The sequence below is a fragment of the Halomicronema sp. CCY15110 genome, assembly GCF_016888165.1.
In the GTDB taxonomy this organism is placed as follows: Bacteria; Cyanobacteriota; Cyanobacteriia; order Phormidesmidales; family Phormidesmidaceae; genus Halomicronema.
The window spans coordinates 1-11,276 of the sequence record NZ_JACSWC010000094.1 but is presented as its reverse complement, the minus strand read 5'-3'; the positions used below and the strand labels follow the sequence as shown (position 1 = coordinate 11,276).

The following is an 11,276-nucleotide window of genomic DNA, read 5'->3' as shown; positions in this document are numbered from 1 at the left end:
AGTTCTCGAAAGTGACGACTTTCTCACGATGAGACTACCGATACTTTGCTCCCAAAACTTTTCTGCACCAGTGAGGCAGTAAGCACTGGGTCGCGGTTGTTTGTGAACCAGTGCGGGCACCGGGGAGGTAAGGGGCCTGGGAGTTAGCGGGCGAGCGGTGTCGCGTTTAACGCTGCGATCGTGAGCGACACCCATGAATCGCCCTCTGATCGCCTCAGCTTGGGGCGATCGCTTCAGAATCCGCCGCTGGATGTTGACCGTTGCGCTGCATCGCCCCTGGTGCCAGCGCGTAGGTTTGGCGGGGAGTGCCAATGTCGATACCGTGCTCAGCCAGCGCTTGGCGCACTCGCAATCGATACTCGCGCCCCACCGCCCACTGCTGCAAAGGTTTAGTTTGAATCCAGATGGTGATCGCCATGCCCCGGTGAGACACCTCATCAATGCCCAGCACATCCGGCGGGGCGAGCATTTTGTCCTGCCAGGCCGGATCGTTGTAGAAGACTTGCGACAACTCTTTGAGAATTTGCAGCGCCTTTGCCGGATCGGTCTGATAAGCGACATCAATGCTGAAATTCACCCGCGACCAACTGCGCGTCAGATTTTTGACCTGGCTGATGGCGCTATTGGGAATAGTCACCAATTCACCATCGCTACTGCGGAGCTGCGTCACCCGCAGATTTAAGTTTTCGACCAGTCCGGCGGCATCGCCGAGATCAATCACATCCCCGATCGCAAACTGATCTTCCGCCAAAATCAGAAACCCATTCACCAAGTCTTTCACCAGGCTTTGGGAACCGAAGGAAACCGCCAGACCAAAAATCCCGCCGATGGCGACGACTGAGCCGGTGGGCACCCCTAACACGCTGAGCGCTAGCAATAAGCCAATACTCATGAGGAGGATGGTGATTAGCCCTTTGGCGGCCCCCGCAATCGTCGAAATGCGCAGCTGCCGCCGTTGCAAATCGCCAAAGGTCAGCAAATCGCCAAAGTCAAACCCCTCGCGTTCGGTGGTGAAGCGATCGATCAATCGACGCATGATGCGAATGACCAAGCCGGTGACAAACCACACCCCGAGCAGCTGAATCGGCTTGCCGACTAGGCCAGCGCTGAAGCGCTCTAAGTAAGGGAATTGTCGAAACAGTTGGTAAATGCCGAGATACCAAACTAAAACCACCAGCCAAAACAGCAGCCACTGTAAAAAACCCAGGAAGTTGAGGCGGCGATCGAGGGTCCAGACCTCATTTAAATGTTCTAGAAAGTGAGTGCGGTTTTGGATATTCTGCTGGCCCGGTGACGGCGACGCCATCGATGTTTGTTGTGGGTCCACCGGCACGTCTACGGACGGGGGGGTGCTCAGCGCCTTCTTGCGCTTGTGCAAATGGCGTTGGTGGCGGCGCACCCAAAACTTCAGCGCCGCAACGATGCCAGTAATCGTGATCAACCCAAGCAGCACGGCGATCGCCTGCCAGGCATCGCGGCGAAATTGCTCCGGCGATAGTTGTTGAATGCCGTTGCGCAGTTCTTCTGAAAGAATTTCGGTCCAGTCTTCACCGAGTTCCTGAATCGGGACACCCTGATAGTCGGCATCGGATTCGGTCACGGTGACCAACACCAAGGGTTGTGTGTAATGCTCATCCCGCGTGACAATGACATCGACATCGTTGAGCTTGGCCAGGCCCACCGTCAAGGTCGCCAAATCCATTGGCGGGTCGCGACGCCGCAGCACGGCGCGCTGAATCCGGGCATTGACTTCTTCCGCCCGCCGCTCGACGGCATTAGCGGGAATATTGGCGAGGGTGCTGCGATCGTACACAGTCGGGGCCGCCACTTCAAACAACACATCCCCCGTGATGGGGGAATGCACGGCGGCCACCTCAATGCTGCCCAAGCGCGTGACCGCTGGGGGGGGACTCAAGCCGTCCGCCCCGCCCACGCCCTCCGGCAAAGAAAACTGGGCCGGGCTCATGGTTGCCGTCAGCAGCACCCAGCCACAGGTCAGCAGGGCCATGACGACCAAGCGCCGGGTGCGGCTATGTAACGAAATGGGCTTGAGGGAATTCATGATGGCCATGGCGCAGCGTTGCAAAACATCGGTGCCGACAGACACCCTTAAAGTCGGGGTCATTCTACACAATTCACTCGGCGCTTGTCTGGGCGGGCGCTGCGGCTAGAACCGGCGATGCCCTGCCCCTTCACCAATGTCATGGATAGACAGAACGATGGGTTGCTCCAGCTCGACCCGGTCAGGCTTTGCGCTAGGGTGAACGATGTTTCGGGGGGAGCGATCGCGGCCTTCTGGCTAGTCCTTTCCCCCGATGGCCCCCGCCCACTTTTCCTGGGTTTCCCAGTGCGACGAAACGATGCCCTCAACTGCGCCAGTGTCTGACGATCTTGCGGTTTTTGATGCGGTGCCCGATGCCGGGGTGCCGCCCCAGATTCAAGAACGGCGTGCGATCGTGTTTCTCATCTTGTCGGGACTCTTTCTCGGCACGCTCGGCATGTTGAATATTCTGGGCATCAGCCGCTTTGTGAAAATCTTCAGTTACCACGGGCTGGATATTACTGTGGCGGTGGGAGTGCTCCCCTATCCCCTGACATTTCTGTGTACCGATTTGCTGTCGGAACTGTATGGGCGGCGACGGGCCAACCAAGTGGTCTGGGTGGGACTGTTGTTGAACCTCTGGGTCTTTTTCATCGTGTGGTTGGGGGGCGTCTTGCCGGGGTTTGAAGCCACCAATCCCGCCACTGGTGAAATCATGCGGGATGCCGCCGATCGCCTACCCATCTTTTTTGAGATTCGCGCCCTCACCTTTGGCACCGTTTTGGCCTCCATGATCGCCTACCTAACTGCCCAGTTCGTCGATGTCCAACTCTTCCACTTTTGGAAAAATCTGACCCAGGGCAAATATCTGTGGCTGCGCAACAACGGCTCGACCCTGCTGAGTCAACTGGTGGATACGTCCGCTGTGGTGCTCATTACGCATTTCTTTGCCGGCGTGCTGCCCATTGACTCATCACAGGCCCTGTGGCCTCAGTTAATGCTGTTTATTGCTTACGGCTACGCCTTCAAACTGGTGGCCGCTCTGCTCGACACGGGGCCGTTTTATGCCTGCGTGTATTGGCTCTCCAAATATTTGTGGATTGAATCACCAGTGTTTACCGCGTCTTCTCCGCCGCCAGTCGATGAGGTCACGTCAGACGCGTTGTAAGCGCACCAGATCATCTGGCGAATCGCTGTCGCGTCACTGGCACAACAGCTCAACACCAGCACTGCACGAATTCCTCCATGCCGTTCGAGTCGCGCCAAGAAAGTTGGACACTCGATGCAGCAATCGGGACACAGTAAGGCATAATCAGAACTCGGTTTGGTTTGGCGATCGCTGAACCGACCGGACCCGTAGTAGACTTTTCGCAGACCTCCACTCGACGTTTTATGACCCGCGTTGTTGTACTGACCTCTGGCAAAGGTGGCGTTGGCAAAACCACTTGCACCGCCAACTTGGGCATGGCCCTGGCCCAACAGGGACAGCGCATTGCTGTGATTGATGCCGATTTTGGCCTGCGCAATCTCGATTTGCTGCTGGGCCTCGAAAACCGCATCGTATTCACCGCCTTAGACGTGCTGGCGGGTGATTGTCGGCTGGAGCAAGCGCTGGTAAAAGATAAGCGTCAGCCCAACTTAGCGTTATTACCCGCCGCGCAAAATCGCTCAAAAGAGGCGATCACGCCGGAGCAGATGACCGAACTTGTGTCAAAGCTGTCAGCCGCCGAGTTTGATTTCATCTTTATCGACTGTCCGGCCGGGATTGAAGGCGGCTTTCGGAATGCGATCGCCGCTGCCAAAGAAGCGATCGTCGTCACCACCCCCGAAATTTCCGCCGTGCGGGATGCGGATCGCGTCATCGGCCTGCTCGAAGCTAACGATATTAAAACCAAGCGCCTCATCATCAACCGTCTCAAACCCGCCATGGTGCAAGAAGACCAAATGATGTCGGTGCAAGACGTGCAAGATATTTTGGCGATTCCCCTGTTAGGCGTGATTCCTGATGATGAGCGCGTGATCGTCTCCACCAACAAAGGGGAACCGTTAGTCTTAGAAAAGAAACTCTCCCTCGCGGGGGTCGCTTTTGCCAACGTGGCGCGACGGCTCCTCGGGGAAAAAGTCTCTTTCCTAGATCTCAACGCCCCCCACGACGATTTATTTTCCCGCGTTCGTCGGTTATTTCGGGGTTAAACTTGTGGCGCTGAATGACCCAACTGTCTTTACGAATTGCCCATGCTGAGTGAACTGTTAGATCGACTCTTTAATCGCGATCGGACTGAAACCAGTCGATCAGCGGTCAAACGTCGATTGCAATTTGTCCTGGCTCACGATCGCGCCGACCTGTCGCCAGAAATGGTCGAAAAAATGCGCCAGGAAATCATCGAAGTCGTGTCGCGCTATGTGGAAATCGACACCGACGGGCTGGAATTTGCCCTCGAAAACGACGATCGCATGACTGCCTTAATTGCCAATTTACCCATCCGGCGCATTCGCGCCCAGGCTGAAGCCCCAGCCCCTGGCAGCCCCACCGCATCAAGCCCCAGTAGCCCCGCTACTAGCGCCACCGCTGACACGACAAAACCGCCCCAGCCAGCCGTTGATACTTCCGTGGAGTCCTAGCCGATGCCGACCGCCTCAGACGGATCGGGCCTTGATGCTGCGTTGGCACAAACCGTTGAGGCTCTACATCTCACCGCGATCGACCGCCATATCTTTTTATGCGCCGACCAGACTAAGCCGAAATGCTGCGACCAAGCCGCTAGTCTTGCCGCTTGGAACTATCTGAAACGGCGACTTAAAGAATTAGGCCTCGATGCCCCAACGCCAGAGCGGGCCAGTTGTGCTTTTCGCACCAAAGCGAACTGCCTACGGGTATGCCAACAAGGCCCCATTATGGTGATCTATCCCGATGGCGTTTGGTATCACAGCGCTACCCCAGATGTGATTGAACGCATCCTGCAAGAACATCTGCTCGGTGGTCACATTGTCCAAGACTATGTTCTCGTTACCCAGCCTTTAACCCCTGAAGCTGTCGCCCTAGATAACTCCGTAGAATACTGACTCATCGCACCACCCTCAAAGACGCCTCTCGTTAAATACTGACGTAACTTAACGATACAAAGTCAGTTAATTCAGTAATTTTTCGCGTTGTTCGTAGCAGATTCCGTAAGAATGGGTAACCTGTAAGAGCATTAATAGACATCAGATTTTTACGTAAGCAGGCCAGCATGAAAGACGGAAACGCGGGGGATCAGAAGACGTTACTGCTCATTGATGATGACCCCAACTTGATCTTGCTAGTGAAGGACTATCTAGAGTTTCGCGGCTACAGCGTCATCACTGCAGAAAATGGGCGTGAAGCACTGGATGTGCTCAATGGCAACAACCCCGACATGATTATCTGTGATGTCATGATGCCAGAGATGGATGGCTACGCCTTTGTTGAGCACGTCCGCGATAATCCCGAAACCGAATGGATTCCAGTGTTGTTCCTCTCTGCGAAGGGGCAAAGCCAAGATCGCGTCAAAGGCCTGAATACCGGGGCTGACGTTTATATGGTCAAGCCCTTTGAGCCAGAAGAGTTGGTCGCCCAAGTGGAGTCATCCCTCAAGCAAGCGTCTCGCCTCATTCGTCAACAGTCGCGGGGTGGTTCCACAACGCCCACCATCAACGTGCCCTTTGATGTCGAACTCACCCCCACGGAACTCAAAGTTGTACAGTTTGTCGCTCGGGGCATGGCGAACCGCGAGATTGCGGAAGAACTACAGGTCAGCCAACGCACCATTGAAAGCCACGTCAGCAATATGTTGGGCAAGACCGGGCTCCATAACCGTACGGAGTTGGCTCGGTGGGCGATCGAAAATAGCAAGGCGTAACCGTCCATTTTTCCAAGATTTCCTCTGATATATGACAGCTAGTTTGATATGCTGGTTGTCCAGCGTGCTGGTGTAGCTCAGTTGGTAGAGCTGCTGATTTGTAATCAGCCGGTCGCAGGTTCGAGTCCTGTCACCAGCTTCAACCCCCAAAACCCCTGAGGGCGAAAGGTCTCAGGGGTTTTGGCTTATCGTAATCCAAGCTTAAAAAGGAGTACGTGGGTTCTAAAACTTTGAAGAAATTGGGTATCTTTTGGAACATTTTGGTGTAGTTCAAAGTTACCAGCAAGTTCATGCCATGTACTCAAAACCCCCAACAGGAGAGGCTCCGAAAGGTTCCGTGCAGGTCATCACGTCACATGGACGGTTGCCGCTCAGATTCCGGTTTGCGGGCGAACGGCACTATATCTCTGTCGGACTTCCTGATCGTCCAGAGGGGCGAAAACTGGCAGAAATGAAGGCCAGAAAGATTGAGCTAGATATGATTTCTGGCAATTTCGATCAGACCCTGGCGAAATATAAGCCTCAATCCTCCCTCAAGGTGGCATCGCCGGACATTACACCCAAAGCTACACCCAGGCTCTCAGAGCTTTGGTAGCTTTATGTAAACGCCAGGAAATCGGGGAAGTCACCATCAACTTTGAGAATGTATGGCTGGGTGTCTAAGCACCTCGACCATTGCCCGCACAAGAATCTGGCTGATTCACAGGCGGTTTTCGACTGGTTCACCTCTAATGTTCCTGCGGACTCTGCTAAACGCCTCATGATGCATCTGAGTGCTTGCTGTAAGTGGGCGAGAAAGTTAGAAGTTTTAGAAACCAATCTGTTTGACGGGATGGCTTCGGAAATTAAGGTCAAAAAGTCGGGAACGGAGGAGGATGAGATTCATCCCTTTACTCGTGAGGAACGCGATCGCATCATTGCCGTATTCAAACAGGATCGGTATTACAAGTTGGTAATGTTTTAGACCTGTGGAAAGCGGTCATATTGCACGACCAAATTCGTAGCGGTTAATAAACATCCCAATCGCGGTGTCGTGCAGCAAGACAGATTTGGAGAAGCCAATCGTTTTGCGGGCTAGACGCTTGATGCGAGCCCGCAAAGTGAGGTGCTTGCGCTCAATTCGTTGGGTATTGGTTTTGCCCACCGTGTGCTGTTGCGGGTCGAGTTGTCGCGAGTAAGCGCCCCAGTTGTCGGTGTCGAACGGCTGAATGCCCACGGGTGCGAGTAATGCCATCAGGGTAGAGAGGGCGTTATCTTCATGCGGAGCGAGGACGTCGGCAAGGACATCACCGCTGTGATGATCAATCGCGTGCCAGAGCCATCGTTGCTGTCGCTTCGACGGCACGAAGCTCCACCTCTTCAACCCGCACCACGATGACCGCTGGTGGCGCTCCTTGGCAGGAGGCTAAAGCCTGCTGGTTGATGGGTGACCGATGTCGATGTTTTTTTGAGTTCCTCAATCACTGTGGTGGGGCTAATCCCCAGCACCCGAGCGGGGTCGCGGATGCCACTATCCTTCATCGCCATCTCACTGACTTGCGCTTTCACCTCAAGGACGTGGCCCCGGTAGGTATAGTCGAGGATGAAGGAAGCCCGAGTACAGTTGGCATGGCGGCAGCGATAACGCTGCTGACCTTCACCACTTTTACCGTTCTTGACCACATTCGTTGTGTGGCAGTGCGGACAACCGACTGGTTCTAAAACCATCATGAACTCACAAGGTAGACCGCCCTGTTATCTTGACTCATTACACAGGTCTAGAACACCACCGGAGAGTCGTGGTCATTATCAAAAATCAGTGCGGATTTACAAGCACTCATCTGCAGGAGATGAGTAGTGCTATCCATTAGGAATAGCGTGGTATGTATATCCGTACCTTGACCGAAATGTAACGGAATGCAAATAAAGTTTGGGCGTGAAAGGGCCTGTATTGCTCAAAGGTTGAGGCCCAATTGCGCTGAGTGTGACAAGCCTAACAGTCGGTCGGCTGGACTGTCTTTAAGCTCACTGTAGTAAGCGAAACGAGGGGAGCTCATGCTACAGACAGTCCAGATCGCTGGGGGTGGCATTGCCGGCTTGTCAGCGGCTGTGGCATTTGCCAAGTACGGTTGGCAAGTCACAGTTTATGAAAAAAGTCCTGGGATTCGCCCCCAAGGCGCGGGGATCTATCTTTGGGAGAACGGCTTAAAAGTCCTCGAGGCCTTAGGCGTCTATGAAGCCACTATCCAAGACAGTATTCCAGCTTGGCGGCACCAAAAACGCGACCAAGATGGCACCGTCTTTGCCGAAGACTTTTTCTCTAAAGACAACCGACTTTATGTCCCCACTCGCGCCGACCTCCTCCATGCTCTCCATCGCGAAGCCTGCCGCCTCGGTGTCGAGCTTGAGTTTGGCATCGAGGTCATGGCCGCTGACCCGGATGGCACGATTCATCTAGCCGATGGCAGCAGCCGTAAAGGTGACTTAGTCATTGGTGCCGACGGGATTAACTCTAAAGTGCGGGATTCCTTAGGGTTGCTCAAAAGCCGTAAGCTCGCCCATCAGTTTGGCTATCGAGCGATGATTTCGCGATCACCAGCCGAACTCGAAACGGACGAAGGCCGCGGTCATTGTGAGCATTGGCATGGGGCTCGCCGGATTCTGTATGCTCCCTGCACAAAAGATCTGGCCTATATTCAGTTGACTGCTGTGAAGGAAGATGAGCGTGGGCAAGCACTCCCAGTCGACAAAGATTATTGGCAAGAGACTTTCCCACACTTGAGCTGGCTCATTGACCGGTTGCCAGAGGCTGGGAGAGGCGATCAGTTTGAGATCATTAAATTGACGAATTGGCAGCGGGGACGGGTCGTATTGATTGGCGATGCCGTCAATGCCCAGCCACCCTTTTTAGGCCAAGGTGGCGGCTGTTCTATGATGTCTGCTCTCGCTCTCGCGACTTGGATTGAGGAAGCCACCGCGATCGACCCGGGGATTGCGCTCTGGGAACGCCATGAGCGGCGACTCATTGAGTGGACTCAGGATGTGGCCTATTACTACGGTGAACTGGCCTTCTATCCCCCCCAACTACGCACCGCCATCTTTCGCTTTATTCAGCGCTCCGACTGGTTGAAGCGTAAGACGATTTGGATGACCGCGCTCCACTCGCCTAAAGGAACCGCTCAAACTCTCAACCATCAAGTCCTGCAGCCGCTGTGAGTAAACGCTTCCAAACCATTGACGTCGGTGGCCTAAAGCTATTCGTCGCAGCCATCGGTGGTGGCCCAGCCCTCATGTTTTTGCATGGCTTGGGCTGGGATCATCACCTATGGGATGAGGCCTTTGCTCGCTATGGCGATCGCTATCACGTCATTGCGGGCGATACTCGCGGACACGGTCAATCCGAACACCCCGATCGCCCCTACAGCATTCGCCAGTTGGCTGCCGATTGGTTCACCGTCTTGGATCACATGCAAATTGATCAAGCCATTCTGGTGGGCTTTTCCCAAGGCGGCATGGTCGCCATGGAAATGGCGCTGCAGCAACCAGAACGATTCCCCGCTCTGATGCTGGCCTGCACGACTTGCTGCACCCCCCAGGCCGTGTCCGAAAACCTGCAGCAGCGCCTGGCGACGTTAGCGCAAATGGGCGCGTTAGCCACCGCAAAACTTGCCAGTCAGTCCATTTTTTCGCCCCCTTTCATAGAGCAGAATCCTGATTACATCACCCAATTTATTGAGCACCGCGCCGCCGCCAATCAAACCTCCTTAAAGTTCGCTATGGCCGCGGTCATGGGCTTTGATGTCTGTGGTCAACTGGGCCAACTTACCCAACCGGGCCTGGTGATCGCTGGCGAGCAAGATACGTTAACCCCGCCCGCTACGGTGGCCGCCATTCATCAGCATTACCCCCACTCCCGTTTTGTCTGTGTGCCCAATACCGGGCATCTGATTCCCGTCGAACAGCCTGAGCCGTTCTATCGCCAAATTGATGCAGCGCTGGCTCGGCTGTCGGCCTCTGTCGCCCCTTAAATTGTCTATCGACCCAGGAACTGAATCACCATGAGCATCACCCCCGCAACGTTAATGACCCTTTGGCAAACAGTGCTGAAATTAAGTCGGGTCAAACCCGGTGAGCAGGTCGTTGTGCTCAACACCTACGACGGCTCAACCCCTTACAAGTCAGTTGCTCTCAGTCAGTCTGAAATTCTTGGGGCGCAAGTCAGCTATGTCGAGGTGCCCAGTCGCCACGGCCTGCCAGATGCCGTGCTGCCGCTTTTGCAAGCCGCCGATTTGATCATCGATCTCGCATTTATTTTGGATAGTCAAATTCATCGTTGCCGAGAAACGGGAACGCGAGTCCTGGTCATCCTCGAACCACCGGAAATTCTGGAGCGCATGCTGCCCCAGGTCGCAGATCAGCAGCGGGCGATCGCGGCCAAACATCAACTGGCCCAGGCCCAAGTCATGCATGTTACTTCCGCCGCCGGAACCGACTTCTATGCGCCCTTAGGCGAGTTTCCGGCGATGTGTCAGTACGGCTTTGCCGACGAACCCGGTCATTGGGATCAATGGCCCGGGGCATTTGTCTTTACGTTCCCCAACGAAGGCAGTGTTAACGGGACTGTGGTGCTTGATCGTGGTGACATCATCTTTCCGTTTTTTAGCTATATTCAATCCCCGATTACCCTGCAAGTCGAAAATGGATTTATTCGGGAGATCACTGGAGCGTTTGATGCTGACTACATGAAGGCATTCATGGCGCAGTATCAGGACAATAATGTCTATGCGATCTCCCATATTGGGTGGGGACTCAGTCACAACGGCCAATGGGAAGCGCTGGGTCTGTATGGCAAAGGGGAAACGGAAGGGCAAGATGGAAGAGCGTTTGCGGGCAATTTTCTCTTCTCCACTGGCCCTAACACCGTCGGCGGGGGGCAGCGGTCAACCCCCTGCCATTTAGATGTGCCCATGCGGCATTGCTCAGTTTATTTGGACGATCAACCGGTTGTTTTGAACGGGGAAGTCATGAGTGATCAACAAACTTCCCCCCCCTTGGCCATTGTTTAGATAATTGCGAGCCGCTACAACTATGTATGGAATCAGAGAAATTTTAGTCGCTAAGACGTAGTGGAGTCCAAGTCAGAGCGAGGTTTCAATGGGTTCAGACTCTATCAGCCACCGGCTCTCGACTTTAGCGAGATTAATACTCAATGGCAGAAGCCTGTCTCTATAACGCTTCTAGGCTTAGCGACCATTTTTTCTCCAACTAAGTAGCTGGGCCTAGTTAAAGGGTAACTAAGTAGCTGATTTCGACTCCGCTCAATCAGCGATATCACTGTCCAGGTAAGAGGTTGAGGGTTGAGCGGAGTCGAAACCCGT

General features: G+C 54.4%; 14 protein-coding genes and 1 tRNA gene. 11 read left to right on the top strand and 4 right to left on the bottom strand.

Annotation, left to right across the window (positions count from 1 at the left end; translation table 11 throughout):
- Together JUK32_RS01170 and JUK32_RS01165 are read right to left on the bottom strand one after the other, a co-directional pair.
- Positions 1-195: hypothetical protein (locus JUK32_RS01170; RefSeq protein ID WP_204137028.1), on the bottom strand; the 195-nt coding region annotated here is incomplete at its 3' end.
- A gap of 19 nt (positions 196-214) precedes the next feature.
- On the bottom strand, positions 215-2,125 hold the full coding sequence (locus tag JUK32_RS01165) for a mechanosensitive ion channel family protein (RefSeq protein ID WP_239112195.1): 1,911 nt from the start codon (positions 2,123-2,125) through the stop codon (positions 215-217).
- A gap of 235 nt (positions 2,126-2,360) precedes the next feature.
- On the opposite strand from JUK32_RS01165, the gene JUK32_RS01160 reads away from it, so the two are divergent.
- The 8 genes from JUK32_RS01160 (at position 2,361) to JUK32_RS01125 (ending at position 6,883) form a co-directional block, all read left to right on the top strand.
- Positions 2,361-3,209: a queuosine precursor transporter gene (locus JUK32_RS01160; RefSeq protein ID WP_204137027.1), complete on the top strand. Its 849-nt coding sequence runs from the start codon at positions 2,361-2,363 to the stop codon at positions 3,207-3,209.
- A gap of 224 nt (positions 3,210-3,433) precedes the next feature.
- Positions 3,434-4,234 (top strand): septum site-determining protein MinD, encoded by an 801-nt coding sequence (gene minD / locus JUK32_RS01155; protein WP_204137026.1) that lies wholly within the window; start codon positions 3,434-3,436, stop codon positions 4,232-4,234.
- A gap of 42 nt (positions 4,235-4,276) precedes the next feature.
- Positions 4,277-4,663 (top strand): cell division topological specificity factor MinE, encoded by a 387-nt coding sequence (gene minE, locus JUK32_RS01150; protein ID WP_204137025.1) that lies wholly within the window; start codon positions 4,277-4,279, stop codon positions 4,661-4,663.
- A gap of 3 nt (positions 4,664-4,666) precedes the next feature.
- Positions 4,667-5,104, top strand: a complete 438-nt coding sequence (locus tag JUK32_RS01145) for a ferredoxin (RefSeq protein ID WP_204137024.1) — start codon at positions 4,667-4,669, stop codon at positions 5,102-5,104.
- A gap of 167 nt (positions 5,105-5,271) precedes the next feature.
- Positions 5,272-5,919, top strand: coding sequence for a response regulator transcription factor (locus tag JUK32_RS01140; protein ID WP_204137023.1), 648 nt, complete (start codon positions 5,272-5,274; stop codon positions 5,917-5,919).
- A gap of 66 nt (positions 5,920-5,985) precedes the next feature.
- A tRNA-Thr gene (locus JUK32_RS01135) sits at positions 5,986-6,058 on the top strand.
- 111 nt (positions 6,059-6,169) lie between these two features.
- The gene (locus tag JUK32_RS01130) at positions 6,170-6,514 is read left to right on the top strand and encodes an Arm DNA-binding domain-containing protein (RefSeq protein ID WP_204137022.1); all 345 of its coding nucleotides are present in this window, start codon (positions 6,170-6,172) and stop codon (positions 6,512-6,514) included.
- A 165-nt stretch (positions 6,515-6,679) separates the two neighbouring features.
- Complete coding sequence (locus JUK32_RS01125; RefSeq protein WP_204137021.1) at positions 6,680-6,883, top strand: hypothetical protein; 204 nt, start codon at positions 6,680-6,682, stop codon at positions 6,881-6,883.
- 15 nt (positions 6,884-6,898) lie between these two features.
- Here JUK32_RS01125 and JUK32_RS27310 read toward each other — a convergent pair whose 3' ends face one another.
- Together JUK32_RS27310 and JUK32_RS27305 are read right to left on the bottom strand one after the other, a co-directional pair.
- A complete protein-coding gene (locus JUK32_RS27310) occupies positions 6,899-7,264 on the bottom strand; it encodes an IS1 family transposase (protein ID WP_309224461.1) in 366 nt (121 codons plus the stop codon).
- Between the two features lie 14 nt (positions 7,265-7,278).
- Positions 7,279-7,626 (bottom strand): IS1 family transposase, encoded by a 348-nt coding sequence (locus JUK32_RS27305; RefSeq protein WP_239112192.1) that lies wholly within the window; start codon positions 7,624-7,626, stop codon positions 7,279-7,281.
- A 327-nt stretch (positions 7,627-7,953) separates the two neighbouring features.
- On the opposite strand from JUK32_RS27305, the gene JUK32_RS01115 reads away from it, so the two are divergent.
- From JUK32_RS01115 to JUK32_RS01105, 3 genes are read left to right on the top strand one after another with little or no spacing between them, the layout of a single operon-like run.
- Positions 7,954-9,114, top strand: a complete 1,161-nt coding sequence (locus JUK32_RS01115; RefSeq protein WP_204137020.1) for an NAD(P)/FAD-dependent oxidoreductase — start codon at positions 7,954-7,956, stop codon at positions 9,112-9,114.
- A complete protein-coding gene (locus tag JUK32_RS01110) occupies positions 9,111-9,926 on the top strand; it encodes an alpha/beta fold hydrolase (protein WP_204137019.1) in 816 nt (271 codons plus the stop codon). The genes JUK32_RS01115 and JUK32_RS01110 overlap by 4 nt, the downstream gene beginning before the upstream one ends.
- Before the next feature lie 30 nt (positions 9,927-9,956).
- On the top strand, positions 9,957-10,964 hold the full coding sequence (locus JUK32_RS01105) for a 2,5-dihydroxypyridine 5,6-dioxygenase (protein ID WP_204137018.1): 1,008 nt from the start codon (positions 9,957-9,959) through the stop codon (positions 10,962-10,964).
- Positions 10,965-11,276 lie beyond the last annotated feature (312 nt).